Raw genomic sequence first — 26,946 nt, forward strand, 5'->3', positions numbered from 1 at the left:
TTAAAGGCAATGTTACCAGCGCGAGAAGTGTTCCTCGGTCACGCCCACCAGGTGTGCCACCGGGCGCGGCGCGGCATCGGGTTCCGGCTTGACCCAGCCGCTGAAACTGCCGATCGGCTGGATATAGCGGGTGGCGGCGATCAGCAGGTTCTTGTTTTCACTGCGCGCGCCCTCCGGCATGAATTGCAGGTCGAGCAAGCCATCGTCGGTATAGATATGCCAGGGCGCCAGCGGCGTCGCCGCATCGTACTCGAAACGCGCTTGGCCGAGCGCATGCAGCCGGCCGTCCAGCCACAGCACGTTTTCCTGCTGGCCGAAATAGCCTGCCTGCAGGTTGAAGCCGATATCCAGGCCGTGGGCCGACGCCCAGCGCCATTCGGTATCGCGCGCCAGCAAGCCGTTGGAATAGTCGAAACTGGCGATGCCATCCTGCAGATCGAAACGCTGTCCGCCTACGCGCACCTCGCCGCTGAGCGGCATGCCGGGCGATTTCTGGGTCGCATGCACCGAACCGTTGACGATCGGCCCTACCGCCAGCAGCAGCGGCGCGGCGCGGCTGTCGTCGAATTCGGCTTCGATGCAAAATTGCGCGCTGTGCAGGCTCAGGCGATGCTTGCCGCCATGCGCGGCGGGCGGCGGCTGATAGCTGACGCGGTGGCCGAAGCAGTTGAAGCGGCTGGCGCCGTCCGGCCGCTCGCTGACCCGGGCGCTCAGGCCGGGTATGCCGTCCTGCGAAAAGCCGGCGATCTGCTTGCCTTGCAGGCGGTCGAAGACGTAGGCGAAGGCGGTATTGGTCCAGCCGACGTCGACAATCGCGATGCCGCAGAACAGCTGCGGGGTCGACAACGCCACGTATTGCCAGCGCTTGTGGTGGAAGCGCCGCCACAGGCCGTTGCGGGCAAAGGGCGCGGCCAGCATCGACCAGTCGATGGCGCCGGTGCGGCCGGCATAGCGGCCCATGCGCGGCTGGCCGGCTTCATCGATGACGTTGGCAGGGGCGGCGGGCAGGTTTTGCATGGCAATCTCAGGTTGCATTGTGGAAATGGATGTTACGGATACCTTGGCGTCCTGTCTACTGTCTAAGCTACCTGCTGGCAGGCTTGAGCCTTTACAATGGCGAGTTAGGCAAATTGGCCGGCGCGCCGTCTACAGCGGCCAGCGCCAATATCGCGATATATTCGTTTTTTTGCAACTTTTGCAGGCAATCCGATTGTTTTTTGAACCAGATCGACTAAATTTCTTCAGGCCCCTGGCCGGCAAGCACCGCGGCGTGGTGGTGGCCTGCGTGCGCGCGCTGTACGAGCGGCTGCACGGGCCAAGCGCCGACTACGGCCAGAACCTGACGCGCGACGGCTTGCGCGACCTGCTGCTGCCGGTGGTGCAGCAAGCGCGCCAGATCCTGCCGCAGCTGGATGAGGCCACCGCCGAACTGGCCGACGACGATCTGATCCCGGCCGGCGCCGACGACCAGCAGAGCAGCAGCGCGCTGCTGCGCACCTTGCTCAGGGACGGCTGGCTGGAAACCTTCGGCGACCGCGCCGGCCTAGTCACCGCCTATCGCTTCACCCGCGCCGGCAAGCTGTTTGCCGAGGCCTTCTGGGCCATAGATCGGCGCAGCGCCCGCACCCGCCAGCGCAATGTGCGCAGCTGCCGCAATGCGCTCAACGCGGCGCTGCGCAATGTCGATGCCTACGATCTGATCGATGCCTACGACTATGCCGAAAAAGTCATCAGCGATTTATCCGAGGGCGTCGACTACTTCCAGGAACTGGTGCGGCGCCTGATGCTGGAGGCATCGCAAACGCCATGGGACGGTTTCATGGAATTCCTCGACCGTTTCGAAAAGGAATTCAAGAAGCAGCTGACCGCCGACAGCATCGAGCGCCACCGCCAGGCCATCCGCGACGTGATTGCGCGCCTGCACAGCCTGGAACACGATAAGGCGCGGGCGCTGGAAGAGCAGCTCAACGATATCGCGCGCTGGGCCAGCCAGGAACGGCAGGGACCGTCGACGCTGGACTGGATGCTGGACCGCATCGAAGAAATGGTGGAAGCCGCTTGCACCACCAAGCATCCGGAGCTGATCAAGGCGATGAGCGTCTACATGCAGCGCGCCGCCAGCATCGTGCAGCAAGCCCTGATGCTGCGCGGCGGCCACACCCGCCAGGCCTACAGCGTGGCCATCGGCAAGATCGCCAAGCTGAGCGGCGCTGGCAATGCTCAGGACGCCTTGCTGGAACGGCTGGGCGCGGCAATTGCTCCTGCCGAAATCCGCTTGCTGGATCCGGCGTCCTTCAAACTGCGCAGCGCCTCGCAGCGGCGCAAGGCGCTGACCGTCACCGCGCAGCCCAAGGTGACGCGCGACGCCCGCCTGGCGGCCGCCATGTACCGCGCCGAAGCCGATGCCTTTGCCCTCTCCAACGACGATATCGTGCACCGCATCCGCGCCGAACTGCGCCTGCGCGACCGCCCGATCCGCCTGTCGACCCTGCCGGCGGCGACCACCACCGACGTCCTCAACAACATGCAAATCGTGGAAGCCGTGCGCGGTGCGCGCGATGAACGGCTCACCGTGCAGAAATTGCCGAGCAAGCTCTGGAACGAGTTTTATGCCGGCGACGATTACCAGATCGAGATGAAACATGACCCTGATTGAAGCATTGCAAGAGCAGCTGGCGCTGCACAACCTGCCGCTGGAACGTTTCCGCGAAATCGTCGGCCGCCTGTTTGCCGCCGGCATCGTGATCCGTGAAGAAGACGGCGTCGAGCAGCGCCTGTACGACGATGCGCGCCGCATCGAAGCCTGCCTGCACGATTATTTCCAGCTCGCCGGTTTCCGTCTTGAACACAATCTGAAGGGCGAGTTTTTCCGCCTGTATGCGCCCGGCGCCGAAGTGCCAGGCATGCCGGAAGACGGCCTGGAGCCGGTGCCAGGATTGCGCGCTCGGCTGTCGCCGGATTTCGTCGCCGCCGCGCTGGCGCTGCGCTTCCAGTACCAGCAAGGCTTGTCGGAGGGCGGCAACCGCCTCACCGATGCGGGCGAAGTACTGACCCGCTTCGAAGAACTGTCGGCGACCCTGCAGACGCAATTGAAACGGGCGCTGCCGCCCACCAATGTCGAACGCCAGCGTTTGCTCAACGATCTGAAGCGCCATCGCCTGATCCGCCTGGCCGCCAATTTCTCGATGGATGACGAAGACGCGCTGCTGGCGATCCGGCCGACCATCCTCGGCATCATCAGCGACGACATGCTGGAAGCAGCGCTGGAATCCGAACCGCTGCCGCTCGGTGCTGCGAGCGACGATGAACAGGCCAGCGTGCCAGCAGTGATGGAAGAGCAAGAAGAAAGCATTGAAGGAAACATCGAATGAAGCTGGACAAACTGATCCTGGTGAACTGGGGAGCGCTGCGCTCGCAGGAATACCCGATGGGCAACATGACCTTGCTGACCGGTCCGACCGGTTCCGGCAAATCGACCATGCTGGATGCCCTGCAAACCGTGATGACCGCGGTCTACCAGAATATCTTCAGCTACAACCCGGGACAGGACGAGACCACCCAGGGTGCGCGCAACGGCAAGACCAAGCGCAGCCTGTGGTCCTACGTGGTCGGCGCCGAGGATAACCTGTTCGCCCGACCTAACGGCGCGCACGGCTATGTCGCCGCGGTGTTCAAGCCGAGCGAAGGCGAGGAGGGCCGCGAGTTCACCGCCCTGGTGGCCGCTTCGGCACGCGTCGACGGCGCCGGCGAGCGGCGCCAGGCGGTGTCGGAACGGCTGGCGCTGCTGATCATCGATGGCGTCGCCCTGCAGCTGGGCGACCTGACTTCGACCGAGATCGATGGCGGCATGGCGGTGGTGGCGGTGGAAAAGATCGAACGTCATCTGTCGGGCAAATACCACGGCGTCACCAACTTCCGCGACAGCAAGCGCGAATACCTGTGCCAGCTGTACGGCCGCTTCCGCGGCCAGAAAACCGTCTCCTTCGCCGAAGCCGAAAGCGCGGCGCGCGCCTGGAGCCAGTCGATCGCGCACAAGCCTATCGGCAGCGTTGACGACCTGGTCAAGCACCAGATCCTGGAACTCGACACTACCCAGCTGGGACAGCGCATAGGCCAGATCAGCAAGCTGATGCGCCAGGTCAACGAGCTGCGCAAGGAGGGTGAGCGCCTGAGCGACAACGTCAAGCGCCTGGAACTGCTGGGCAAGGCTGTCGGCGACACCGCGCGCGCGCACCAGGCCGCCAGCCAGTCGCAGCTGCTGGCGTCGTCGCTGGCCTTGCGCGAAGACCAGCGCCAGCTGGAAGCAGCAACGTCTGCGATCGAGGGTTTGCAAGCATTGATCGATGACGAAACCGAGAGCGCCGACAAGCTGGAGCAGGACCGCAACGCCAAGAATCGCAGCCTGACGCAGATCCATGCGCAGATGATGGGAATCCCCGCCGCCGAGCAGAAGACCCGCATCCAGAACCAGATCGAACAATGCGACGGCAAGATCAAGGCGGTCTTCAATGCGCTGCTGCATAACGCGCAGACGGCGCAGCAGCTCGATAGCGCTGCGCGCAACGTCGCCGGCATGCAGATCCCACCGGAGCAAAAGGAAATTGCCGACGCCGCCCGCCAAGTGGTGCTGGCGCTGGCGGCTGCGGGTACGCTGGAGATATCCACGCATCTGCGCAGCATCGGCGAACTGGCCAAGGCCGAGCAGGTTGACGTGCTGAAATCGCTGATGCTGGTCAGCGGCTTTGAAGGCGTCGACGCCGCGCTGGTGAAATTGCACGGCGCGCTGGCCGGCACTGAAAAGAGCTTTGTCTCGGCCCTGCACACGCAGATCGCGCAGTTGCGCGCCAGCGAACACGAAGCTTTGCGCCGTGAAAAAGACGCCGCTTCGCGCAAGGCCAACCTGGCCGAAGGCGGCGCCGATTATCCTGCGCATATCCGCCACGCGTTGAAGGAATTCCGCGCCGAACTCGGCGCCGCCCGCGCCCAGGTGCTGTGCGACCTGGTCGAACCGGCCTCGGCCGAATGGCAGGCGGCGATTGAAGGCTATCTCGGCGGCGCCCGTTTCAACCTGGTGGTGGACCAGGCCTGGGAAGGCAAGGCGATCGACTTCGTGCGCCAGAAAAAATTGCGCGCCAACGTGATCCAAGGCAGCTTCTGCCTGAAGAACCTGAAAATCGAAAGAACGCCGAGCGATTCGATCATCCACGAACTCAGCACCGAGCATCCGATCGCCCACGCCTACCTGCACGACCAGTTCGGCCAGGTGGTCAAGGTGGCCGATACCGAAGCGCTGCGCCACACTTCGCGCGGCCTGACCAAGGATGGCAAGGGCAGCGGTTCGCGCACCATGTTCACCACCGACACTGACATGCTGGTGTTCGGCCAGGAAGCCAAGCGCCTCGCCAAGCAGCGCGCCGAGCAGGAGCATGCGCAGGCCGAGCAGGAACTGACCCAGATCCGCGCCCAGCTGCGCGAGCTGCAAGGCGCGCTGGCGCTGATGGGGCAGTTGCAATGTCCTTCGTTCGCCGCCATCGACGAATTGGAAAACCTGGTGCGGCAGCTGGATGCCGCGCGCCAGGACATGAGCCGGCTCGACCTGACCCAAGTCAGCAAGCTGGAAGACGAAGCGCAGGCGCTGGGTCTCGAAATCGCCGCGCTCGAAGCGCGCAAGACCGCATGCAGCAAGAATATCGGCGGCCACGAAAAAGCCATCCAGGGACATCAGGCGTCGATTACCCGCCTGAATGTCGGCCTTGGCGGCAAGCAGACCCGGGTCGACGCCGACACCGAACGCCTGCGCGAGCTGTGCATCGTCAATGGCAGCCTGTCTTTCACTGCCGTGACCGACGAAGTGGCCGGCTGGGTCAACGACGGCAGCTATTCGCAGACACAGGCAGCGAACAATGTCGGCAAGCAGACGGCGCTCAGCTGGCAGCTGTACGGCGATGCCCGCAATGCGCTGGGCGAGTACCACGCCCACGCCCGCATCGACGAACGCTTTGACGTCGCCCAGGGCGAGGACCTGCGCGACGGCGATTTCACGCCGCTGTACGCCATGATGGTGACCCTGCAGGAACGCGCCCGCGCCCAGCTGACGCGGCAGAAGGACATCGGCCTGATCAAGAACCTGGAGCAGCTGCGCACTGCCGAATCCTCGTTCAACGATGTCTTCACCAAGCAGTTCTGCTACGAGATCAGGAATGCCGTCGACACCGGCGTGCGCACCCTGAAAACACTCAATATTGAACTCAATAAATTGAAATTTGGCACCGATAAATTCCGTATCGATTGGTCCGAATGGATACCTGAATTTAAAGCCTATTACGACTTTTTCTGTGCGACGTCAGAAATGTCGGATACACAGGAGGCAGGGAATTTGTTTGTCGATCCGATCCTGAGTGCTGAAAATTGTCTGGTGCGCGATCGACTGGTGCAGTTGCTGTTATCCGACGATGAAGAGAAGGCCGTCAAGGAATTGCAGCGCGTGGCTGATTACCGGAACTATCGGCGCTACGAAATTTATAAGGAATCAGATACGGGCTCGCATGTCCGTTTGTCTGAATGGGGTACGGGTTCTGGGGGGCAGTTGGAGACTCCTGCCTACATCATTCATGCAGCAGTGGTTACCAATCGCCTCAAACGATTTGAGAAAGGCAATAGCCTGCATTTGCTGGTCAACGACGAGTCGTTCGCCAAGATGGATGAGGGACGTGCGCGCGATGTCCTCAAGTTCCTGCGAGACAATCTTGGTATGCAAATAATCTGCGCCATGCCAACTAAGCATGCCGGCGCTATCAAGCCGGAGTTTTCACGGGAGTGGAGTTTTAGTCGTACGGTTGCAGACGGCAACGGCGAGGTAGGTTTCGTCTCCGAGTCGGACGAACGTGAGTTGCGCTCGGATAAGTTGCGTGAGTTATGGGAATTGCGACGCGCAGAAGTACGAGAGCAAGCGCAAATAAATTTTGAAGCCACGGAGCAGGCATCCGCATGAGCGCGCCGCTCTGGTTAACTTTGCCACCGATGCAACAGTTGTTGAATGCACTGGTTGATCGCCTTGATGCAGAGGAGAGAAATGGGAAATCGAGTGCCCGTGACTTCAACTTGAACAAAAAAACCTGGCCTGCGTTCTATGATGCAGCACTGGAAACGGATAGAGAGAATCTTTGGTTCTATCTTGAGCAATTGGTAAAGGGGGGCTGGTTCAAGATTAGACCGAAATCGCGCAAATCGAAATCTCCGCTGGTGACTTACGGAGATGAACCCTATTTGGTTGACTTGAATGTTCAGCTATTGCGTGACGCCACAGGCCGCTCGGAGCGAAGGCGCAGCGTAAGCGAGCAGTGGCGCAGTGCGGTGTATCAGCACTTGCAAGTGTCGGACGATATAAAACAGGCGGTATGCAGATATTGCATTGAAATTCCAGGGGAAACCGCAGATGTAGTGGTCGAACGATTGAACGGTATATTTGAGTTGGCGGCAGAGCCGTTGTGGCTGCGAGAGGTTTCCGCCAAATTGTTCTGGAAATCTTCCAAGATACTCGATGATCGGCAAGAAATGATCGCGACTATCCTTGGACTGGAAGAGTGTCCGTTTTTGCCTATGCCAGTCCAATTGCAAGTATTTTTACCGCGTCAGGGCTACACAGGTGTTCTTTTCATTGAAAATCAAACTACATTTGAGCAGGCATGGAGATCGAACGATAATCGATTTTCTGAGTTGGCTTTGGTTTTTGCCGCTGGCTTTCGGGCTAGCGCAAAGGGCCTGCGAACGCGTGCGCGGAGTTCATTATATTTCTCCGATGAGGGGGATGACTCTGGCGCAGCTAAAGACAGATTTAAGAGTTGGTTCTATCAGGACAGCCTTATGCCGAGCTGGTTTTGGGGGGATCTGGATTATGAGGGTATGCGAATTTTGCGGACGTTGAGAAATTCGTTCCCGGATCTGGAAAGTTGGCCGATAGGTTATGCAACAATGCATGACGCTTTGGTGAGCGGTGATGGTCATTTTCCAGAAATGGCTGGCAAGGATTTGCAGAAGAAAATTGATTGCACAGGTTGCTCATATGCCGATAGCGTCCTTCTACCTAGCTTGCATAAATTCCAAAAATTTGTCGATCAGGAAATGGTAGGAAGTAGCTAGCAATCTCATTTGAATGACGTAAATCGTAATTTGAACTAAAAAATATATTATCTAAGATTACCTTATGCCAGCATGGCGGAGTCTAGCTCCCGTGGCTTGATGTACGATGAGATTTTTGTAAGCTCGGGCGAGCATGGCAACGAAAATTCTAAAGCTTGCAGCATTCTCAGATGGCGTTCATGGCGGTAATCCCGCCGGTGTCTGGATAGATCATGTTTTGCCGGAGGCGGCGGCGATGCAAGCCATTGCCGCCGAAGTCGGATTTTCGGAAACAGTGTTCGCCGCACCGGACGGCGATGGCTGGCGCATGCGCTATTTTTCACCTGAATCGGAAGTGCCGTTTTGCGGACACGCGACCATCGCCCTGGGCGCCGCGCTCGCCTTGGAGCATGGCGACGGCTTGTTTCATCTGGCCTCGAACGAGCCTTCAAAGGTTTTAAGGGGGAACGATGGCATGTTTGTTACCTCTTTATGGTGAAAACAAAATGCGATCAAGGTTGGCTTCAAACCAATCACGCCTTGTTAAGGGAAATTGAAGCACTTTTGTTTCGATCATGGGCATACTTTCACTTTCGGTATAGACAGCATTTTCGTAGATAATTTTGTCATTTTCGTATGCAATTTTGTTGTTCTTGACATCATTATCAATGGTAAAAGCTCTCTGCCCTAGTAGTACATTATCTTTTGAATAAACTCGTAACCAAACATTATAGTGGTGCTCTCCCCCGCCGCCCGAGCACCTTTCCACATCGTATTTTTGACCTAGAAAAACATTCTCCTGTCTTGGGCAGGCTTGGGGTTCAGTGTTAAATCTGATGTATAGGTAGCCTAGAAATAACAAAAAAAATAGAAAGGCTAGAACTTTCAAAATGCGTCGGACTACTGACATACTTCCCCCATGTCCAACTCAATGGGAGTGTCTAGACGGACGAGCTGCAAGTCTGAAAAAATCAGAAAGTCACCACCTCGTCCTTTCTTGTCGCGCCACTCTCGGTAATCGCGGTTACGAATGGGGTAAAAAATATCTTTACCCAACAGTTTACCCACTAGATCAATGGGAAGCGATGGATAGGGGGCATTGCCTAGTTCAATGGATTGATCCCATACGCTATCTTTTTTATGTTCTTTGAGATCGATGATTTTTTTCATTCCCCAGCTTGCCGCCGCCGCATCGGGCAAAATAACGACACCCGTTTTGTTCCAATGCCCTAGGTATTGTGAGGCTTTGCCTTTGTCGTAAAACGAATAGCTGTCCTTTGCATACACGTAAATATGTGTGACCTTAATTTTTGAATGAACGCAATGCACCGTGCCGCGTGGTGTGTTGTAACGGTTGTATTGGTCACGGGTAATGTGTGCTTTGGCCACCGCGGCATAAAACGCAAAGTTGGCTAACGAGGCTGTCACGTCACTCATGCCTATATTTCGCCCATAGTCGCGCACTGTTTTATAGTTCAGCGGTAACAAGGTATCAAACATGCTGACATCCGAACGCTGAAACTGAAACCACTCGTGCAGCATTTGGTAGTCGTTTTTGCAATGGGCCAATGCCTCAAATTGACCAGCAAATAACCTATTCTCGTTAAGCAAATGTGTTCTAAATTTTTTCTTTATTATTTCGCTTGCCCTGTCTGTCTGCAAAGTTTTTAACAATGTTTGATAACGTGAATCGATGGCTGGAAATTTGCGCAACCAGGTTAATTTCACTGTGTCTGTGTCAATCATGTCTGAGGCGTAGCGCCCTTCAACATCATCACCATTATCGTCTTTTATATAGGCTTGGTAAGCCCGCCCATCAAGCCATCGCTGTGAAAATTTCATGCCCACAGTAAACCCCTCTGCTTTCATGGCCTGGGGAATGTCGTATAAATCAAAGAGTTTGATTTCTTTTATTTTGTCTTTTTGTTTTTCTTCTTTGGGTTTGGATTCGGATAATGCCCATATCAGCAATTCTACTAACGGCTCTTTTGGCGGCGGCTTGGGTGCGGGTGGTGGTGTGGGCTGACTTACTTTAGGTGTGGTAGTTGGACTGGTAAATTTATCACTGGGGAGCGGTGGCGGGGATTTGTCCATCTGCAAACAAATCCAGTCAAGTTTGACGGGTGTACAGCCCTGAGCGTTATCAAAAAATTTCCACTCTTTGACGATGGAAAAAGTACTCTTAAAGTCGTTTTTTGCATACGGTATTTTTTCGTCTGCCATTTGAATATTCCTTCGGTCAAGGTAGCGTCTAAAGGGTAGCTCTTTGACCACCCGCGAAATTGCCTGCCCGTCACTACCCGTTTGACGGTAAGCTCTTTGAATTCGAGCGTGTATGCCTGTTTGGTATTTTTTTCATTTCTGTTGCTTCCAAAGTGACGTTATTTTACGTCGCCTGTGGAAGACCAAATCTCAGGGGAAGCTCATTCTGTGCGGGAAGTGGCTGAAAACCTGCCCGATATTGCACTGATCTCGGCTCATCTGATTAACTGATTCTTCGGCCTTTGGAGTTAGACGCATGGCGATTCCCGCTCATCCTTCCCTGGTGGTTTATGCCGGCATTGCCGCGCTGGTGGTCTGGCGCCTGTACTCGCGCACCCGGCGCATGATCGGGCGCCAGAAAATGTCGGCTCGGCGGACCTGGATCCGCATAATTTTTTTCAGCTTCCTGATGGTGATGCTGCTGCTGGGAACGGCGTTGCACCCCATGCATGCGGCGGCTCTGCTCGGTGGCGCTGCGGCTGGCGCAGCCCTGGGCTGGTATGGCATCAGGCTGACCCGGTTTGAGCAGACGCCGGAGGGCTTGTTTTATACCCCCAGCCTTCATCTGGGGATAGCGCTGTCGGCGCTGTTCATCGGCCGCCTTGTTTATCGCGGCGTGTTGCTATATTCAGCATCGGCGTCGAATACCTTTTCATCGGCCGAATTTTCCGGCAGCCCGCTGACTTTGCTGATCTTCGGCATCCTGGCCGGCTACTACGTCGCCTATGCGATCGGCTTGCTGCTGTGGCGCCGTCGCGTCGGATCGTCCGGCCCGCGGACGATATCCGGAGCGGAAGTGCCGTAATGGCCTTTTCTGCAAGATGTGCCCTGGGTTATGCTGTCCGCTGCAACAGTCCAGCCAACTAAGCGAAAGGAAATCCCTTGCCTGCCCACCTTCCTGCATTCAACATGCTGCGCCGTAGCGCTTGCGCCTTGCTGCTTGGCGCTGCCCTGACAACCGCCGCCAGCGCTGCGCCGCGCGCGGAAAATCATTGCCTGAGCGAGTGCAAGCCGCGCATCGGCATCGTCTCGGCGTTCGGCGCCGAGGCCGATATCCTGCTGGAGCAGACGCAGAAAAAGCGCGACTGGAAAATCAACGGCAACCGGTTTACCACCGGCGAGCTGCGCGGCAATCCGGTGGTGATCGTGCTGAGCGGCGTCAGCTTGGTCAACGCCACCATGGTGACGCAGCTGATGATGGATCATTTCCATGTCGAGCGTTTGCTGATGAGCGGCATTGCCGGCGGCGTCAATCCGGCCAGCCATGTCGGCGACGTGATCGTGCCGGAGAGCTGGGCGATGCCGATGGAGGTCTACTGGAACGGCGACGGCAGCGTGCCGGCACCCTGCGGCGCGGCCGGCGATGTCAGCTGCCTGGGCGTCAAGCTGGCCAGCGAGAACGGCAAGCCGCGGCCGGATTTCAAATTCAATACGCCAAACGGCCAGGTCAGCAGCGGCCTGTTCATGCGCGACAATTTCGTGATGAATGCCAGCAATGCGCCGCAGGGAGAATTCCGTTTCGATTTCCAGGCCGATCCTGAAATGCTGGCGCTGGCGCGTCAGCTCAAGCCGGCGCTGGCGAAGTGCGGGCCGAAGAATCCCTCCTTGTGCGTCAGCATCCAGCCTGAGCTGCGGGTAGGCGGGCGCGGCGTTTCCGGCAGCGCCTTCCTGGCTAATCCGGGATACCGCACTTATCTCTACGACAATCTGCAGGCGCAGGTGGTGGATATGGAAACCGCTGCATTCGCACAGGTGGCTTACGCCAACCGCGTGCCTTTCATCGCCTTCCGCAGTTTGTCCGACCTGGCTGGCGGCAATGATTTCAAGGATGTCGGCGCCTTCTTCGGCAGCGGCCTGGCGGAGACCAACGAGGCCAGCGTGACGCTGGCCTTCCTGGAAGCGTGGAGCCGCCGCAACCGCCGCTGACCGGTGTCCAACCGATACGCCAAAGTTATTTCAAGGAGGCCAGTTTCTGCTCCAGGGCTTTGGCGTCGAGCGCGCTGCCGGTGCGGCTGCCGTCGGTGAAATACACAGTGGGGGTGCCGACGATGCGTAGCTTCTTGCCTAAGGCCAGCACCTTGTCGTTGGGCGTCGGACAGGCCGGCGCGGCCGCCGCTGCGGCTTTGCCGTTCGTCATCCAGTCGTTCCAGGCCTTGCTGCGGTCTGCCGAGCACCAGATATCGCGCGACTTCACTGCTGAATCGTCGGACAGGATATTGAGCAGGAAAGTGTAGACCGTCACATTGTCGATTTCTTGCAGAGTCTTGTGCAGGTTCTTGCAGTAGGGGCAGTTCGGATCTTCGAAGATCGCCAGCACCCGCTTGCCATTGCCCTTGACGGTCTTGACCGCCGCATCGAGCGGCAGGTCGGCGAAATTGATCGCCGCCAGCTGGTCCACTCTTTCCTTGGTCAAATCCTTGTAGGTATGGCTGTCGATGACTTTGCCGACCACGATGTAGTCGGCGTTTTCATCGGTGTAGAAGATGTCGCCGTTGGTGCGCACTTCATACAGTCCGCCATAGGGGGTCTTGCTCACCGAATCGACCTTGATGCCGACACCCATGCGCGGCTCGATCAGTTTCTTGATGCGGGCTTCCTGCGCGGTCTCGGCGCTGGCGCCGGTGGCTGCCAGGGCAAGCAGCAGGAGCAGGGTTTTTTTGAGGCGGGTCATGGCGTTTCCATTGATAAAAATAGAGACAGAACGAGACAGGTTTCAGCGTCAGATCTTTTTCTTGGCGTCGATGCCGGACAGGTCTACACCCGGCACTTTCTTGTTCAGCGCATCGGCTGGCGCGGCGTAACGGGTCGCCAGTTTCCAGTCGCCCTCGACCTGTTTCCAGGTATCGACGACAAATATGTTCTTTGCCAGCGGATCGGAGGCGGCAACATCCAGCGACCAGAGGAAGCTGACGACCATCAGGCTGCCATACTCATGCACCGCCATCTGTTGCACCTGCGATGCGAACGGCGCTTGCTTCAGGGTGCTGGCGATCCATTCCGCGCGCGGCGTCGGCGTGCCGGGGGCGGCGGCGGTGCGCAGTTCGTAGTTGTCGGCGAGGCGTTTATCGATGATGCCGTTATTGCGTTGCTGGACAGCGTCGTTCAGTTCGTTTTCCAGGGTGCTGAAAATCTGCACAGTGCGGGTGACGGTCGGTATGGTTCTCTGGACCGGGGCCGGAGCAGCGGCTTGCTGGGCGAAACCGGATAGCGGGTGTGCCAGCAGCAGCGCCAGCAGGAGAGGAATTTTTTTCATGGCATGGACTCGGCGATTGAATGGGAAAGACCAACTGAAGCTCCGCCGCGGAGCGCTCCGCGGCGGAATTCCATGTTACATCACGGCCGTCTTGCCATCACGGATAGTGCTGGGCGCAAGCCTGGCTTGGCAGCAGGGTCCAGTTCTGCTGAATCAGATACTTCATGGTGCCGAAGGTCTGGTTGTAGGCAGCGCCGTTGGAGGCGGTCGATGTGGCGCCGAAATTCCATGCGCATTTGTCGCCGTTTTCCATGCCGTTGGACAGCGCGTACCAGGCGTTGCCGTCCGGATCGGTAGTCGTTTCTTCGAGTTCATGCGAAATGATGCTGGCCATCGCATCCGCGCCCGGCGTGTTGTTCGGGCTTGGCGTATTGGCGCCGCACGAGCTGGCGCACTGGGTTTCAGGATTGCCGATGAAGGCGTACTTGATATCCTGGCCATTGATCGTGGCGTTGGTGTGCCAGCCGCAATACTGGGTGCAGAAACCCGAAGTGGCAGTGGTGTTCTTGTCGGTCAGCACGAAGTAGACGCCGTTCGCATCCAGCGGCAGCGCGCCGGAATTGATCTTGTTGGCGACGATGGTCTCGATGTTCGCATCGGACAGCTGGGTGCCGAGCGAACCGCTGTCGGTAGTGGTGCCGGCGTAGTTGACGACGTTCTGCACATGCGTGCCGGCCTTATTGGTGTAAGTGGTGTTGATGTTGAAATAAGGTGAACCGCCGATGTGGTTGCCGAGGTTGGTCAGCACGTTTTGCGAAGCGCTGTCCCAGGTGCCGTACCAGATGTAGTAGACGTTCTTTGGTCCGGTCATCACAGGGCCGCCCTGGTCGGTCAGGTTGGCAGTGCGCTGAGCCCTCAGGGTCGCCACTTTTTGCTTGTGCGTTTGCACGTCCAGGTCGAGTTCGCCCCAGCCCTTGCCGGTTGGCTTGTAGACCGAGTCGCCGGATCCCTTGACTGCGCCTGCAAGTGCAACACTGGCATACGCACAAGACAGCGCCAGCACGACTAATTTGCGATTCAATTTCATTGCATCTCTCCATAGTTGATGTGAATTGACATAGCCGGACGTCCGATCGGGAGCGTCCGGTGACCGCAACTGGAGCGAGATGGCATCTCGCTTCAGAATCGACGCACGGGCGGGCCGCCACCTGCCATGGCGAAACGACGGGTGCGTCTAAGACAACCCGTGCGTTCGTGTGGAACGCCAGGGTTGAAATTCGGTAAAGCGAAGGAAGCGAGAAGCTAGGAGCGCCGAGGCGGGGCGGGAGGTCTTGATGCGGCTTGAAGGGCGTACGGCTGGAAACGAATGAAGCTGAGCATCATGTTATTCCTCCTGTTGTACTGCCATGTGTAGTCGCCGCATTGTGGTGCGCGCTACAGCATTTATATGATGGCCAGGGTTGACCATGGGGAAGGAGTGTACCTCCCGATTTTCATCGGCTGCAATGTATTTAATTGTTACATGGAAACAAAATTGTAACGAGATGCTACAGAGTGATACAGCTGTCCAGCCATTGCATGCGAATGATTATTTGTTAAAAAAAATGACAGCGAGGCTGTCATTTTTTTTTGATGAAACCGCTCAGGTTTTCTGCATTTATTTGAACATCAAGCGGATCGAATCCCAGGCGCGGCCGAAAATGGTGGCCTGGCCGACGCTCTCCAGCGCCACCACCGGAAACTCGGCAATCGTCTTGCCGTCGGCGTTGACCTTGACCGTGCCAACCTTGGCGTTCTGCTGGATCGGCGCGATCAGCGGGTCGGTGCGTTCCAGCACGGGCTTGATCTTGTCGGCGATGCCCTTCGGCACGGTCACGTAGACATCGTGCGTGAATCCGATCTTGACCAGGTTCTTGGCGCCTTTCCAGACTTGCGGCGTGTCGATGGCCGTGTCCTTGGCGTACAGCTTGACCGCGTCAAAGTTCTGGTAGCCCCAGTTCAGCAGCTTTTGCGCTTCCTGGGTGCGGGTGCCGTCGGAGTTGGTGCCGATCACGACAGTCAGCAGGCGGCGGTCGCCGCCGGCGTTCGGACGCTTGGCGCTGGCGATGATGGAATAGCCGGCGCTGCTGGTGTGGCCGGTCTTCATGCCGTCGACGGTCGGATCGCTCCACAGCAGGCGGTTGCGGTTAGGCTGGGTGATCTTGTTGTAGGTGTACTTCTTGGTCGAGTCGATCTTGTAGAACTCGGGGAAATCGACGATCACGTGCGCTGCCAGCGTGGCCAGGTCGCGTGCGGTGGAGTAGGTGTCGGCGCTTGGCAAGCCGTGCGGATTGCCGAAGTGAGTGTTCTTCATGCCCATGCGCTCGGCTTCGTGGTTCATCAGCGCGACGAAGGAATCTTCAGTGCCGGCCACGGCTTCCGCCAGCGCAACCGCGGCGTCGTTGCCCGATACCACCATCAGGCCGTACAGCAGGTCATTGATCGATACTGGCGTCGCCGGATCGATAAACATTTTCGAGCTGCTCGGGTCGACTTTCCAGGCGCGCACCGAGACGGTCACCATCTGGTCGAGGCTGATCTTCTTGGTCTTGAGGGCGTCGAAGACCACGTAGGCGGTCATGATCTTGGCCAGCGAGGCCGGCTCGATGCGCATGTCAGGATCTTGCGAGGCGATCACCTGGTTGCTGGTGGTGTCCAGCAGCAGCCATGATTTTGCCGCCACTGTCGGCGACGGCAGGGTCTGGGCAAAGGCAACGGATATGGAGAGGACAGTTGCAGCGAGCGCCGCGAATATTTTTTTCATGGAATATCGAGTAATGAAATCAGCGCCAGCAAACCTGCATCGATGATGACAAGGAGCAACTTTGTTGGCGTGAATGGGTTGAAAAACGGGTTGAAAAACGCCCAAGCGGAGACGGTGAGCAAACAACCGCAAACAAACGTGCCGACAGAATTATAGCGCTACCGCCGATCTGATCGGCTTAACAACAATTCCGGCACGTTGAATCGGTGCCGGAATCGCCGTCAAGCGCGGCCTTTCAGCGATGCCACATTTCGACCATGAGATTCTTGATATGTTGCAAGCGCCGGTGAAAAAAATGATCGGCGCCGGGAATCACGATCACCGGGATGTCTTGCGGGCGCGCCCATTCGAACACCCAGCTCAGCGGAATGGTCTCGTCCAGTTCGCCGTGGATCAGGATGCTGTTGGCCGGCACGGTCGGCAGCGGCCACTTGCCGGCGGCGGTGCCGACCAGCACCAGCCGTTCGGCCGGCGTGCCGGCATCGATGAGCCGCTGCTGCAATTGCGACTGCACGAAGGTGCCGAAGGAGAAACCGCCCAGCGCCAGCGGCAGTTCGGGATACTGCCGGCGCATGTGGGCCAGCAGCAGCGCCATGTCGTCGGTCTCGCCGCGTCCTTCGTCGTGCGCGCTTTCGGATTTGCCGACGCCGCGGAAATTCATGCGCACCGTGACATAGCCGAGCGCCAGGAAGCCGCGCGCCAGCGTATGCACCACCTTGTTGTCCATGGTGCCGCCGAACAGCGGATGGGGATGCGCCACCAGCGCCAGGCCGCGCGGCTCTGGAAAAGTTGCGGCGTCAGGCAGGTCGAGCGCGCATTCAAGCTGGCCGACGGCGCCGGCGATGAAGAAGGATAAGGTTTGGGCGTTCATTGGATGGATTTGATTCAGTGAGGCTGTTTTGCCATCGTGAGTAGTTGATTTGTATTTCTTGTTTAGAGGTAGGGTGGGCAGGCTTTTGTGCCCACGCGGATAGCGCTACAGCGTGGGCACAAAAGCGTGCCCACCCTACACACTGCTTAAATTTTGAGACGTTCGACGATCTTGCCGCCGACGATATGGACGTCGATGATTTCGTCGATGTCTTCATTGTCGACGTAGGTATACCAGACGCCTTGCGGATAAATCACCAGCGCCGGTCCTTCTTCGCAGCGCTCCAGGCAGCCGGCCTTGTTGATGCGCACCTTGCCGTCGCCGGCCAGGCCGAGCTGCTTGATGCGTTTCTTTGCATGTTCCTGGGCTGCCTGCGCGCCACTGTTGGCGCAGCAGACCCGCTCGCCGGGGGCGCGCTGGTTGAGGCAGAAGAAGACGTGGTGTTCGTAAAAGGGTTTGTCGCTCATGGTGTGGAAATGGTGTCGAAATGGTGGGTTGCGCGCTGCAAGCAGGAAGCAGGAATCATACACCCGCCGGGACTTTGTTTCCTGGCGGCCGGGCAGGTGCGGCCGCTACCTGGAATCGCGCTGCTGCTTGTTGGCGCGCCGCTTGTGCATCGGATGAAACAGGAACCACAGCGTGCAAAACGGCCACAGCAGGGCCAGGAACTGGGCGACGCCGTTGAAGTTGAGGAATTTGCCTTGGGTCCAGGTCTGCAGGGTTTCGGTGTAATACGGATTGTCCGGCATGACATTGACCAGCAGCAGCGTGATGATCAGGGTCAGCGCCGCCAGCCGGCGTTGCGCCCGTTGCGGCGCGTAGGCCAGGCCGCTCAGCATGAGGCCGCCGATCAGCAAGCCGCCGAAGGAGCCGGGGGTGAGCCAGACCAGGGCGTTATCCGGGGCAAACAGCAGCGCTGTCGCCAGTGTCTTGGCCATCAGGGCCAGGAATACCAGCAGCAGGCTGAGCGGCAGCTTCGGCGCCTGCTGGCGCAGCAGGATCAGGAAGGTCAGGGCGGCGCCGGTCAGGCCGCAGGCGGTGATGATGGTTTCGGTCAGCCAGTACTGGTCGGCGCTGAACTGGAAATCGTTGGTGATCCAGCCTTGCAGATCGACCGGCTGTTCCAGTAGGTCGGATAGCCAGGTGGAGAGCATCGAGGTGACCTGGCCGAAGCCGAACAGGTGGCTGAGCGGATAGATTTGCGCCAGCGGCCACAAGGCGACCACCACCATGCCCTGGCTGGCTTCGCGGTTGAACCAGCGCTCGCGCAGCTGCAGCAGGCGGCTGTCAGGCCCGAAGCGCGGCCGCAGGATGGCCCCCAGCACCGCGCCGAGCAGGGCGCCGATGCTGTTCGTCATCAGGTCCAGGTTGGAGGCGACCCGGGTCGGCAGGAAGGTCTGCACCGCTTCCATGCTGGCGGAGATGAGCACGCCGGCCACGCTGGCCAGCAACACCGCCCAGTACGGCGACCAGCGGCGCGAGCGCGGCAGCGACAAGACCATCAGCATGCCCAGCGGCAGGTAGCCGGCGACATTGGTCCAGACATCGAATACGGTCCAGTAGTGCGGCAGCGGCGCGCGCAGGTAGGCGAAGGCGGTCAGCCCGAGATCGCGCCAGCCGGCAAACGGATACCAGCTGGCATAGATGATCAGCAGCAGGTAGATCAGCAGGCTGACGCGGGCAAACGATGAGGCCGCCGACGAACGCGGCGCCGCGGTTTCTGGTGCGAGTGTTTGCGACATTATCTTTTCGGCGCCACCGTCGCCAGCCAGGCCATCATGTCGCCGATCACGGCGTCGTTGGCGCTGACAAAAGCGCGCGCTGCGCCGGCGGCGTCAGCGCTCGGGGTTTCGGCGCGGCTGCTGAAACTCTTTTGCGCCAGCAGCACGCGGCCATTGAACAGCGAAGCGCGCACCTGCAATAACGCTACGCTGTGCGAGGGCGTATCGAAGGTTTGCGTGAAGTCGTCCATGTCGATGCGCAGCAGGGGTACGTTGAGCGCGGCATCCGACATCGCCAGCACGGCGCCGCCCGCCTGCGCCATGCGCGCTTTCAGGCGTTGCTGGAACAGCTGCGCCGGCGGCATGGTCCAGCGGCTGGTGGCGTAGGGGCGCGGCTGCTGTTCGTTGGCATAGGCCAGGCGGAAGAACATCATGTTGTTGTCCAGCCAGGCGGGCGTATTGACGTCGGCCACGCTGATGGCGGACAAGGCCGGCACGGCGCTCGCGGCAGCGCTCGGCAGCAGGCCGAGATCGTACTGGGTCGGTGCGTCAACCTTGCTGGCGCAACCGGCAACCAGAGCCAGCGCTGCGAGGGCCGACAGGATTCGTGGGATGGTCATGGCTTACCTTTAGATTGTTATTTGGCAGGTGCGACAAAGCCCGCTTCACCAGGGCCGGGCGGCAGGCCTTTGCTGCCGAACAGAATGCTTTGCGGCTGCTGGTTGAAATGGTCCAGGGTCTGGTTCAGCGTCCGCATCGAGGTGCGCGCATCATTGGTCAGCGTATTGAAGCGCGGCAGCGTCTCGTATTCCACGCCGCTGGCGACCGAGCCGATGTTCTGCACCGCGCCGCCCAGCTGGCTGACCGCGCCGTCCGGTCCTTGCAGGCTGGCGGTCAGGCTGTTCAGGTTCTTGCTGAGCACGCTCATGTTGTTCGACAGCGCGGTGACGGATGCCAGCGCCTGGTTCAGCTCGCCGGTCAGGGCCGGCAGCTGGCGGATGGTCGGCTCCAGTTTCCGCGGGATGCCTCGGTATTCATCGGCGGTCTGGCTGACATCGCTGAAGGCCTTGACCATGGTTTTCTGGTTTTCCGGGTCCAACAGGTCGTTGAGTTTGCTGATCATCTCGTCGGCGCGCGACAGGATGATCGCGCCCTTGCTCTGCAGGTTGTCGAACAGGCTGGGGCGCAGCTCGATGCGCGCCAGCTGCTGCTTGCTGCTGGCCAGCTTGAGCGGCTTGCTGCCGTCGTCGTCCAGCTGGATATAGGCGATCCCTGTCACGCCCTGGTAGCCCAGGGTCGCGAAGGTGGATTGCGTCACCGGCGTGTCCGGATTGATCTTGATCTTGATCAGGATCTGGCCGGGAAACTTGGGATCGAAGGTGATCGCATCGACCTTGCCGGCGTCCAGCCCGCGGTAGCGCACATCGGCTTGCGGGTTGAGGCCGGGCACCGACAGCTTGGTGGCGATCTCATAAGGCACCCGTTCGACGCGGTCGCTGTTGAACCACATGACGCCGATGATCGCCGCGATCAGCAAGATCACGGTGAACAGGCCGGCGATCAGGGCATGTGCTTTGTTTTCCATGGTGTTTCCTATCTATGCCGCCAGCAGCCGCTTAGCCGCAGGTTTCATGTTCATAGCGGTTGGCTGTGAGAAAAAATGTTTCGATAAAGGGATGGCGCACTTTCATGACGCGTTCCGGCGTGTCGTAGGCGATCACGTGCTTGTCCGCCAGCACTGCGATCTTGGTCGACAGCGCCAGCAGCGGTTCCAGGTCGTGGGTGATCATCACCACGGTCAGGCTCATGTCCTTGTGCAGCGACCGTATCAGTTCGATAAACGCGGCCGATGAAGCGGGATCAAGTCCGGCGGTCGGTTCGTCCAGGAACAGCAGTTCCGGCTCCAGCGCCAGCGCGCGCGCCAGCGCCACCCGCTTGATCATGCCGCCGGACAGGTCGGACGGCATCTTCAGCGCATGCTCGGGGCCGATGCCGGCCATCTGCAGCTTGAGCAGGGCGGCGTCGCGGATCAGCCTGTCGGGCAGGGCGCGCAGCTCGCGCATCGGCAGCGCGACGTTGTCCAGCACCGTCAGCGCGGAAAACAGCGCGCCTTGCTGGAACAGCATGCCCCAGCGGTTTTGCAGCGCATACATCTGTTCGACATCGGCCTGGCTGATATCGGTGCCGAAGACGCTGACCTTGCCCTTGGTGGGGCGGTTGAGGCCGAGGATCTGCCGCACCAGCGTGGTCTTGCCGGAGCCCGAACCGCCCACCAGGCCGACGATTTCGCCGGCGGCGACGCGCAGGTCGAGGTCCTGGTGAATCACCGCCGGGCCGAACTGGGTCCACAGCTTGTCGATTTCGATAATCGGCTGGGTGCTTGGTTGCGTGTTATCCATCAAAACCCCACGCCGCTGAAAATGATGGCGAAGATGGCGTCGGCGACGATCACGATGGTGATCGCGGTCACCACCGAAGTAGTGGTGCCATGGCCCAGGCTTTCGGTATTCGGCTCGATGCGCAGGCCGAAATAGCAGGCCACCATCGCAATCAGGCCGCCGAATACCGCGCCTTTGCCGAGACCGATCAGATAATTCGGCAGCGGCACCGCGTTCGGCAGCTGCTGCAGGAAATAGGTCGGCGACAGGCCCAGCTGCAATTGCGCCGCCGTCATCCCGCCCAGCAAGGCGATGGCGTCGGTCCAGATCACCAGCAGGGGCATCGCCACCAGCAAGGCCAACACACGCGGCAGGATCAGACGGAAGCCGTGCGGCAGGCCCATCACCAGCATCGCGTCCAGTTCTTCCGTGACTCGCATCACGCCCAGCTGGGCCGTGATCGCCGAGCCCGAGCGGCCGGCCACCAGGATCGCTGCTAATAGCGGCCCGAGTTCGCGGATGATGCTCATGCCGAGGATGTTGACCAGGTAGATGTCGCCGCCGAAGGTATGCAGCTGCTGCGCCGACAGGAAAGACAGCACCACGCCGATCAGAAAGCCGACCAGCGCGGTGATGCCGAGCGCCTGGTAGCCGACATGATAGATATTGGCGGAAATTTCTTTCCAGGGGGCGCGCTGCGGCACCTGCAGCATGCGCAGGAAATCCAGCACCAGCTGTCCCAGCAAGGTGATGAAGCCGGCCACGTGGCTGAGCGTGTCGCTGCCCATGTCGTAGATGGCGTTGAACAGGCGCCGCCGCGGCGGCTTGGGCGGCAGCTGGAGGGGGCCGGCATCGGCCAGGCGCTGGAAGAAGTCGCGGTGCTGCGGCGCCACCGTCAGTTGCTGCGGCCGCTGCTTGCCCCAGGCATTCCACAGCAGCTGGGCGCCGATATGGTCGAGCGTGCCGACTTGCGACAGATCCCAGCGCAGCGCGGCCGATTGCCGGCGCAGGCTTTTCAGCTTGGCCTGGATGGCCTGGATCACGCCGGGCCGGGTCAGAGCGTGCACCTGCCAGTTGCCGCGCGCGGCAACCAAGCTGCCATCTGTGATATCGAGAACGGGCGTAGAGGAATCTGGATTCGGCATCGCACCAGTTTAAGGGAGAATTGTCCTTAGCACTATTGCAGTAGGGATAAAACTTGTAGGGAATGTGTAATAGGAAGGGCAAGTTGTCTGATATGAAATGAAACTGCCGGCAGAAAGCGGTCGCCGCCATCTTTTCCATAGCTGGAACGTGCGTTGCAGACCGCATTTCGCTGTAACACCCGCTACAATGCGCGGCATGACTGTACAAACTATTGCATCAATTTCTTCTGCCGGCCATTTGTCGGCCGCACGCATCGCTGCCTTTGCCGGTCATCACGCCGAGCATTGCCAGATCGAGGTGGTGGCCGAGACCGGTTCCACCAATGCCGATCTGCTGGCGCGGGTTGCCGGCGTCGGCGGCAGGCAGCGCGGGCTGAGCAGCGCCACCTTGCTGGCGGCGGAAACCCAGACCGCCGGCCGCGGCCGCGCCGGCCGTGCCTGGTTGACGGCGCCGGCGGCGGCGCTGACGTTTTCGCTGGCCTGGCCGTTCGCCGCGCCGCTGCACGCGCTGGTCGGCCTGCCGCTGGCGGTGGGGGTGGCGATTGCCGAGACGCTGGCCGATTTCGGCGTCGCGGTGCAGCTGAAATGGCCTAACGATGTGCTGCAGGGCGGCCGCAAGCTGGCCGGCATCCTGATCGAAACCGCGACCGCGCCCGACCAGCAGGTGTGGGCGGTGATCGGCATCGGCATCAATCTCAGCGTGCCGGAGCCGCTGCAGGAGCAGATCGGCCAGCGCGCCGCCAGCCTGCCGGCTGCGGCCGCGCAGGACCGCGATCTGCTGCTGGCGTCTTTATTGAGCGCGCTGGCGCAAAGCATGCGGCAATTCGAAAGCCTGGGCTTGCCTGTCTTCGTCGAGCGCTGGAACCGGCTGCATGCGTTTGCCGGCCAACAAGTGCAGATCCTGGACCAGGGCAAGGTGCTGCACGAAGGGCGCGCGCTCGGCATCGACCAGATCGGCCGCCTGATGCTGCAGCCGGACGGCGGCGCCAGTCCGCTTGCGGTCATGGCCGGCGATATTTCATTGCGTGCGAAGGAAGGCTGAGCCATGGCCATGTTATTGATCGATGTCGGCAATACCCGCATCAAATGGGCGCTGGCGGCAGCCGGTGCGGCGCCGGGCGTCTGGCTGGAGAGCGGCTCGGCGGCGCTGTCGGAGCTGTCCATGCTGAGCGAACGCTGGCGCAAGCAGTCGGTGGCGCGCATCCTGATATCGAATGTGGCTGGCGAACACATGCAGGAACGCCTGCAGACCATGCTGGAGATTGTGTTCGGCGCCGCCTTGCGCCTCAACTGGTTTGCCTCGCCGCCGCAGCTGGCGGGCTTGCGCAACGGCTATCGCGATCCGGCCCAGCTCGGCTGCGACCGTTTCGCCGCGGCGCTGGGGGCGCAGCAGCTGTTTCCGCGGGAGACCTTGCTGGTCGCCACCTGCGGCACGGCGACCACGATCGACGCCGTTACGGCCGACGGCGTGTTCAGCGGCGGCATGATCCTGCCGGGACTGGGGCTGATGGCGACCTCGCTGGCGCGCAGCACCGCGAAACTGCCGCATATTACCGACCACGTGCAAGTCGACACGCAGTTTGCAGACAACACGGATGGCGCTATCATCAGCGGTTGCATCAACGCGCAGGTCGGGGCGATCGAACGAGGCTTTGCCTTGCTCGGGCAACAGGCCGCGGGAGCGGCGGTACGCTGCATCGTGGCGGGCGGTTCGGCGGCGCTGATTGCGCCCTACCTGTCCATCCAGCATGAAACAGTTGATAATCTGGTATTGATCGGTCTACAAACTGCAGCGGCGACTATTTAATAAATAAAACATGTTGAAACTATTCTTTTGGCTGCTGTTACTGGCGAACGCCACCCTGTTTGCCATGCAAAAGGGCTATCTGGGCGCGTTCTACAGCGACGGCCGGGAGCCGGCCCGCATCGGCAAGCAATTGCAGGCGGACAAGATCAAGCTGGTGGCCAGCGACGGCGCGCCTGCCGCCACTGCGGCGCCGGCAGCTGCGGCGGCCGACCTGGCGCCGGTTGCCTGCACCGAGATCGGCAATTTCAACGCGTCCGAAGCGCGCCGTTTTTCCAGTCAGCTGGCGGAACGCACGCCGACCCTGAAGTTCGTGCGCCGGGAAATCCAGGAAGTCGCCAGCCATATGGTCTACCTGCCTTCGCTCGGCAGCAAGGAAGCGGCTGACAAGAAGGCCGATGAAGTGCGGCGCCTCGGCATCAGCGACTTTTTCGTGATCCAGGATTCCAGCGCGCTGCGCTACGGCATCTCGCTCGGCATCTTCAAGACCGACGAGGCGGCGCAGAAGCAGGTCGCCAGCCTGGCCAAGCGCGGCCTGAGCGGCGCCAAGGTCGGCACCCGCAGCGTCAGCTCCAGCAAGGTGGCGTTCCAGCTGCGCGACATGGGCGGCGACGCCAAGTTGGCGTTCGACAAGATCAAGACCGATTTTCCCGCACAGGAAGTACGCAGCTGCCCTTGATCGTCAAGACGGCGGTTTCTGAGCGGCCGCAGCCTGCGCCTGCAGCAGACGCTCCAGGCAGGCCGGGCAATAGCACTTGGCTGTAGCGGCCAGGCTGGCGCCGGCCAGCGGCGGCAGCCCGCTGCACCAGCAGGGCTGGGCCGGATGCTGGCCGGCGCCGCAGAAAAACGCTTGCTGGCAGGATGGGCATTGCGCCATTTCGGCTATCCTCTGTTTAGGCGGGCAGTCAGTCGGGAAGGCTACGGCCGTCATGATAACCATCTTGGCCGCCGTGGTATATCTACGCAACACATCACACGCTTGTCACACCTAAGCCAAGGCATTTCAATGTAAAATCTCGCTGATTCATCGCGCAGCGATTTTTAACTCCCCCGAGTTGCAGTCTTTGCACCCTTTTATTCTCTTCTGACAAGCTGTCCCAGGTCCCAGACCGGCATCCTGCCGGGCCGCGATTCCTCCTCGGGCAGCTGTCCGGAAATCTCTTGTAGGACTGTTCATGGCCGATTTGACCAACGATCTTGCCAACGTTGCCCCAGGAATCAAAGCTGAAATTCTGGCCGAGGCGTTACCGTACATCCGTCAATTCCACGGGAAAACCATCGTCGTCAAATACGGCGGCAACGCCATGACCGAAGAACGCCTGAAGCACGGCTTCGCGCGCGACGTCATCTTGCTGAAGCTGGTCGGCATGAACCCGGTGGTGGTGCACGGCGGCGGCCCGCAGATCGACAACGCGCTGAAGAAAATCGGCAAGCAGGGCACTTTCGTGCAAGGCATGCGGATCACCGACGAAGAAACCATGGAAGTGGTGGAGTGGGTGCTGGGCGGCGAAGTGCAGCAGGATATCGTGATGCTGATCAACCACTACGGCGGCCAGGCAGTCGGCCTGACCGGCAAGGACGGCGGCTTGATCCGTGCCCGCAAGTACCGCATGCCGGACCGCGAACATCCCGGCGAATTCCTCGATATCGGCTTTGTCGGTGAAATCGAAGCGATCAATCCTGCGGTGGTCAAGGCCCTGCAGGACGACGCCTTCATCCCGATCATTTCGCCGATCGGCTTCGGCGCCGACGGCCAGGCCTACAACATCAATGCCGACGTCGTGGCCGGCAAGATCGCTGAAATCCTGCACGCGGAAAAGCTGATCATGATGACTAATATTGCTGGCGTGCAAGACAAGCAAGGCAATCTGGTGACTGACTTGTCAGCCCGTGAAATCGACGAAATGTTCAAGGACGGCACCATCTCCGGCGGCATGCTGCCGAAGATTTCGTCGGCCCTGGATGCCGCCAAGTCGGGCGTCAACACCGTGCATATCATCGATGGCCGGATCGAGCACTCGCTGCTGCTGGAAGTGTTGACCGAGCAGGCTTTCGGCACCATGATCCGATCGCACTGATTTTCCGGAAAGCCGGAAGCAGAAAAAGCGCAAGACTCAGGTCTTGCGCTTTTTTTTGTGCGCATCAGCCAGTATGAGCGGGCCGTGCGACCTTGTTTTTCACAAATGTAAATCATCGCGCTGACCGGAAAATACGACACATAAATTCAAGCGAACCCTATATAAATTCAAGCGAGCCCTATATACCATCCCATCTCGATCAGGGATCATTTTCTCCACTGTCATAGGCCTTTTTTCCCGCGGCTGCACACCGCACTGCCGGAAAAATCCAGACGTCGCGACGTCCAGAAAACACATGGAGGAATCCCCGATGAAAACCCAACGAAGCCGCTGGTTCGGGCTGCTTGTTCATATCCAGATCGCCGCCCAGATCGGCGCAGCATTGCTACCGTTCTATGCCGGCAGTGCGCGCGCCGCCGACACTACCGTCGGGGTTGACAACGCCGCAGCCGACACCAGGGACGACAAGCTCAAGCAAACCCTGGCCGAACAGCTGTCGAGCTTCGGCAACAGCGCCTCCGCCGGCGGCGCCGCCAGCGCCATCACGCAGCAAGTCACAGGCGGCGTCACCAA

Annotated in this window: 26 protein-coding genes and 1 pseudogene; 12 read left to right on the plus strand and 15 right to left on the minus strand. The window is 59.8% G+C overall.

Annotated elements, in window-relative coordinates; translation table 11 throughout:
- Positions 1–12 precede the first annotated feature (12 nt).
- A complete protein-coding gene (locus AC07V8_RS12250; protein ID WP_494678285.1) occupies positions 13–1,017 on the minus strand; it encodes a DUF2804 domain-containing protein in 1,005 nt (334 codons plus the stop codon).
- Positions 1,018–1,210: 193 nt separating this feature from the next.
- Here AC07V8_RS12250 and AC07V8_RS12255 point away from each other — a divergent pair, with 193 nt between their 5' ends.
- The 5 genes and pseudogenes from AC07V8_RS12255 to AC07V8_RS12275 all read left to right on the plus strand — a co-directional run.
- Positions 1,211–2,656 carry a Wadjet anti-phage system protein JetA family protein gene (locus AC07V8_RS12255; protein ID WP_494678284.1) on the plus strand — a complete coding sequence of 482 codons (1,446 nt, stop codon included), beginning with the start codon at positions 1,211–1,213 and terminating at the stop codon, positions 2,654–2,656.
- Positions 2,643–3,371, plus strand: coding sequence for a DUF4194 domain-containing protein (locus AC07V8_RS12260; protein ID WP_494678283.1), 729 nt, complete (start codon positions 2,643–2,645; stop codon positions 3,369–3,371). The genes AC07V8_RS12255 and AC07V8_RS12260 overlap by 14 nt, the downstream gene beginning before the upstream one ends.
- Complete coding sequence (locus AC07V8_RS12265; RefSeq protein WP_494678282.1) at positions 3,368–6,991, plus strand: ATP-binding protein; 3,624 nt, start codon at positions 3,368–3,370, stop codon at positions 6,989–6,991. Before AC07V8_RS12260 ends, AC07V8_RS12265 begins: the two co-directional genes overlap by 4 nt.
- Positions 6,988–8,139 (plus strand): Wadjet anti-phage system protein JetD domain-containing protein, encoded by a 1,152-nt coding sequence (locus AC07V8_RS12270; protein ID WP_494678281.1) that lies wholly within the window; start codon positions 6,988–6,990, stop codon positions 8,137–8,139. The genes AC07V8_RS12265 and AC07V8_RS12270 overlap by 4 nt, the downstream gene beginning before the upstream one ends.
- 133 nt (positions 8,140–8,272) lie before the next feature.
- Positions 8,273–8,584 (plus strand): annotated as a pseudogene (locus tag AC07V8_RS12275) (PhzF family phenazine biosynthesis protein); the annotation flags it as partial.
- Positions 8,585–8,608: 24 nt separating this feature from the next.
- Here AC07V8_RS12275 and AC07V8_RS12280 read toward each other — a convergent pair.
- The gene (locus tag AC07V8_RS12280) at positions 8,609–9,028 is read right to left on the minus strand and encodes a hypothetical protein (protein ID WP_494678280.1); all 420 of its coding nucleotides are present in this window, start codon (positions 9,026–9,028) and stop codon (positions 8,609–8,611) included.
- Entirely contained in the window at positions 9,019–10,341 is a 1,323-nt protein-coding gene (locus AC07V8_RS12285) for a DUF6402 family protein (RefSeq protein ID WP_494678279.1), read from the minus strand. Before AC07V8_RS12285 ends, AC07V8_RS12280 begins: the two co-directional genes overlap by 10 nt.
- A 295-nt stretch (positions 10,342–10,636) precedes the next feature.
- Between AC07V8_RS12285 and AC07V8_RS12290 the strand changes: the two genes are divergently transcribed.
- Together AC07V8_RS12290 and AC07V8_RS12295 are read left to right on the plus strand one after the other, a co-directional pair.
- The gene (locus AC07V8_RS12290) at positions 10,637–11,185 is read left to right on the plus strand and encodes a CcdC protein domain-containing protein (RefSeq protein ID WP_494678278.1); all 549 of its coding nucleotides are present in this window, start codon (positions 10,637–10,639) and stop codon (positions 11,183–11,185) included.
- Between the two features lie 77 nt (positions 11,186–11,262).
- Positions 11,263–12,306: a 5'-methylthioadenosine/S-adenosylhomocysteine nucleosidase gene (locus AC07V8_RS12295; RefSeq protein ID WP_494678277.1), complete on the plus strand. Its 1,044-nt coding sequence runs from the start codon at positions 11,263–11,265 to the stop codon at positions 12,304–12,306.
- Positions 12,307–12,331: 25 nt separating this feature from the next.
- On the opposite strand, the gene AC07V8_RS12300 is transcribed toward AC07V8_RS12295, so the two are convergent.
- The 11 genes from AC07V8_RS12300 to AC07V8_RS12350 form a co-directional block, all read right to left on the minus strand.
- Complete coding sequence (locus AC07V8_RS12300) at positions 12,332–13,051, minus strand: DsbC family protein (protein ID WP_494678276.1); 720 nt, start codon at positions 13,049–13,051, stop codon at positions 12,332–12,334.
- A 48-nt stretch (positions 13,052–13,099) separates the two neighbouring features.
- Complete coding sequence (locus AC07V8_RS12305) at positions 13,100–13,633, minus strand: nuclear transport factor 2 family protein (RefSeq protein WP_494678275.1); 534 nt, start codon at positions 13,631–13,633, stop codon at positions 13,100–13,102.
- A 97-nt stretch (positions 13,634–13,730) separates the two neighbouring features.
- The gene (locus AC07V8_RS12310; protein ID WP_494678274.1) at positions 13,731–14,660 is read right to left on the minus strand and encodes a hypothetical protein; all 930 of its coding nucleotides are present in this window, start codon (positions 14,658–14,660) and stop codon (positions 13,731–13,733) included.
- Between the two features lie 570 nt (positions 14,661–15,230).
- Positions 15,231–16,376, minus strand: coding sequence for a D-alanyl-D-alanine carboxypeptidase family protein (locus AC07V8_RS12315; protein WP_494678273.1), 1,146 nt, complete (start codon positions 16,374–16,376; stop codon positions 15,231–15,233).
- A gap of 235 nt (positions 16,377–16,611) precedes the next feature.
- On the minus strand, positions 16,612–17,247 hold the full coding sequence (locus AC07V8_RS12320; protein ID WP_494678272.1) for an alpha/beta hydrolase: 636 nt from the start codon (positions 17,245–17,247) through the stop codon (positions 16,612–16,614).
- A gap of 146 nt (positions 17,248–17,393) precedes the next feature.
- On the minus strand, positions 17,394–17,714 hold the full coding sequence (locus AC07V8_RS12325) for a (2Fe-2S) ferredoxin domain-containing protein (RefSeq protein ID WP_211442499.1): 321 nt from the start codon (positions 17,712–17,714) through the stop codon (positions 17,394–17,396).
- Between the two features lie 105 nt (positions 17,715–17,819).
- Entirely contained in the window at positions 17,820–18,989 is a 1,170-nt protein-coding gene (locus tag AC07V8_RS12330; protein ID WP_494678271.1) for a VanZ family protein, read from the minus strand.
- Entirely contained in the window at positions 18,989–19,588 is a 600-nt protein-coding gene (locus tag AC07V8_RS12335) for an ABC-type transport auxiliary lipoprotein family protein (protein ID WP_494678270.1), read from the minus strand. The genes AC07V8_RS12330 and AC07V8_RS12335 overlap by 1 nt, the downstream gene beginning before the upstream one ends.
- A 17-nt stretch (positions 19,589–19,605) precedes the next feature.
- On the minus strand, positions 19,606–20,553 hold the full coding sequence (locus AC07V8_RS12340) for an MlaD family protein (protein WP_494678269.1): 948 nt from the start codon (positions 20,551–20,553) through the stop codon (positions 19,606–19,608).
- A 31-nt stretch (positions 20,554–20,584) separates the two neighbouring features.
- Positions 20,585–21,367 carry an ABC transporter ATP-binding protein gene (locus tag AC07V8_RS12345; protein WP_494678268.1) on the minus strand — a complete coding sequence of 261 codons (783 nt, stop codon included), beginning with the start codon at positions 21,365–21,367 and terminating at the stop codon, positions 20,585–20,587.
- Positions 21,367–22,491, minus strand: coding sequence for an MlaE family ABC transporter permease (locus tag AC07V8_RS12350; protein ID WP_494678267.1), 1,125 nt, complete (start codon positions 22,489–22,491; stop codon positions 21,367–21,369). The genes AC07V8_RS12345 and AC07V8_RS12350 overlap by 1 nt, the downstream gene beginning before the upstream one ends.
- 196 nt (positions 22,492–22,687) lie before the next feature.
- Here AC07V8_RS12350 and AC07V8_RS12355 point away from each other — a divergent pair, with 196 nt between their 5' ends.
- From AC07V8_RS12355 to AC07V8_RS12365, 3 genes are read left to right on the plus strand one after another with little or no spacing between them, the layout of a single operon-like run.
- Positions 22,688–23,533, plus strand: a complete 846-nt coding sequence (locus tag AC07V8_RS12355) for a biotin--[acetyl-CoA-carboxylase] ligase (RefSeq protein ID WP_494721465.1) — start codon at positions 22,688–22,690, stop codon at positions 23,531–23,533.
- Between the two features lie 3 nt (positions 23,534–23,536).
- Positions 23,537–24,298, plus strand: a complete 762-nt coding sequence (locus AC07V8_RS12360) for a type III pantothenate kinase (protein WP_494681191.1) — start codon at positions 23,537–23,539, stop codon at positions 24,296–24,298.
- A gap of 10 nt (positions 24,299–24,308) precedes the next feature.
- Positions 24,309–24,974 carry an SPOR domain-containing protein gene (locus tag AC07V8_RS12365; protein ID WP_494681192.1) on the plus strand — a complete coding sequence of 222 codons (666 nt, stop codon included), beginning with the start codon at positions 24,309–24,311 and terminating at the stop codon, positions 24,972–24,974.
- Between the two features lie 3 nt (positions 24,975–24,977).
- Here AC07V8_RS12365 and AC07V8_RS12370 read toward each other — a convergent pair whose 3' ends face one another.
- Positions 24,978–25,172, minus strand: coding sequence for a cysteine-rich CWC family protein (locus tag AC07V8_RS12370; RefSeq protein WP_494681193.1), 195 nt, complete (start codon positions 25,170–25,172; stop codon positions 24,978–24,980).
- Between the two features lie 298 nt (positions 25,173–25,470).
- On the opposite strand from AC07V8_RS12370, the gene argB reads away from it, so the two are divergent.
- Complete coding sequence (argB, locus tag AC07V8_RS12375; protein ID WP_038493964.1) at positions 25,471–26,373, plus strand: acetylglutamate kinase; 903 nt, start codon at positions 25,471–25,473, stop codon at positions 26,371–26,373.
- Positions 26,374–26,683: 310 nt separating this feature from the next.
- A partial coding sequence (locus tag AC07V8_RS12380; protein WP_494681194.1) for a hypothetical protein occupies positions 26,684–26,946 on the plus strand: 263 nt, incomplete at its 3' end.

The sequence above is a fragment of the Collimonas sp. GW821-FHT02H07 genome, assembly GCF_059421505.1.

Coding starts and splice junctions, on each gene's coding strand:
- AC07V8_RS12335 (WP_494678270.1), bottom strand. CDS start 19,588: ATGACCATCCCACGAATCCTGTCGGCCCTCGCAGCGCTGGCTCTGGTT.
- AC07V8_RS12305 (WP_494678275.1), bottom strand. CDS start 13,633: ATGAAAAAAATTCCTCTCCTGCTGGCGCTGCTGCTGGCACACCCGCTA.
- AC07V8_RS12350 (WP_494678267.1), bottom strand. CDS start 22,491: ATGCCGAATCCAGATTCCTCTACGCCCGTTCTCGATATCACAGATGGC.
- AC07V8_RS12365 (WP_494681192.1), top strand. CDS start 24,309: ATGTTGAAACTATTCTTTTGGCTGCTGTTACTGGCGAACGCCACCCTG.
- AC07V8_RS12280 (WP_494678280.1), bottom strand. CDS start 9,028: ATGTCAGTAGTCCGACGCATTTTGAAAGTTCTAGCCTTTCTATTTTTT.
- AC07V8_RS12290 (WP_494678278.1), top strand. CDS start 10,637: ATGGCGATTCCCGCTCATCCTTCCCTGGTGGTTTATGCCGGCATTGCC.
- AC07V8_RS12320 (WP_494678272.1), bottom strand. CDS start 17,247: ATGAACGCCCAAACCTTATCCTTCTTCATCGCCGGCGCCGTCGGCCAG.
- AC07V8_RS12370 (WP_494681193.1), bottom strand. CDS start 25,172: ATGGCGCAATGCCCATCCTGCCAGCAAGCGTTTTTCTGCGGCGCCGGC.
- AC07V8_RS12300 (WP_494678276.1), bottom strand. CDS start 13,051: ATGACCCGCCTCAAAAAAACCCTGCTCCTGCTGCTTGCCCTGGCAGCC.
- AC07V8_RS12330 (WP_494678271.1), bottom strand. CDS start 18,989: ATGTCGCAAACACTCGCACCAGAAACCGCGGCGCCGCGTTCGTCGGCG.
- AC07V8_RS12325 (WP_211442499.1), bottom strand. CDS start 17,714: ATGAGCGACAAACCCTTTTACGAACACCACGTCTTCTTCTGCCTCAAC.
- AC07V8_RS12340 (WP_494678269.1), bottom strand. CDS start 20,553: ATGGAAAACAAAGCACATGCCCTGATCGCCGGCCTGTTCACCGTGATC.
- AC07V8_RS12265 (WP_494678282.1), top strand. CDS start 3,368: ATGAAGCTGGACAAACTGATCCTGGTGAACTGGGGAGCGCTGCGCTCG.
- AC07V8_RS12270 (WP_494678281.1), top strand. CDS start 6,988: ATGAGCGCGCCGCTCTGGTTAACTTTGCCACCGATGCAACAGTTGTTG.
- AC07V8_RS12250 (WP_494678285.1), bottom strand. CDS start 1,017: ATGCAAAACCTGCCCGCCGCCCCTGCCAACGTCATCGATGAAGCCGGC.
- AC07V8_RS12285 (WP_494678279.1), bottom strand. CDS start 10,341: ATGGCAGACGAAAAAATACCGTATGCAAAAAACGACTTTAAGAGTACT.
- AC07V8_RS12310 (WP_494678274.1), bottom strand. CDS start 14,660: ATGAAATTGAATCGCAAATTAGTCGTGCTGGCGCTGTCTTGTGCGTAT.
- AC07V8_RS12345 (WP_494678268.1), bottom strand. CDS start 21,367: ATGGATAACACGCAACCAAGCACCCAGCCGATTATCGAAATCGACAAG.
- argB (WP_038493964.1), top strand. CDS start 25,471: ATGGCCGATTTGACCAACGATCTTGCCAACGTTGCCCCAGGAATCAAA.
- AC07V8_RS12315 (WP_494678273.1), bottom strand. CDS start 16,376: ATGAAAAAAATATTCGCGGCGCTCGCTGCAACTGTCCTCTCCATATCC.
- AC07V8_RS12360 (WP_494681191.1), top strand. CDS start 23,537: ATGGCCATGTTATTGATCGATGTCGGCAATACCCGCATCAAATGGGCG.
- AC07V8_RS12260 (WP_494678283.1), top strand. CDS start 2,643: ATGACCCTGATTGAAGCATTGCAAGAGCAGCTGGCGCTGCACAACCTG.
- AC07V8_RS12355 (WP_494721465.1), top strand. CDS start 22,688: ATGACTGTACAAACTATTGCATCAATTTCTTCTGCCGGCCATTTGTCG.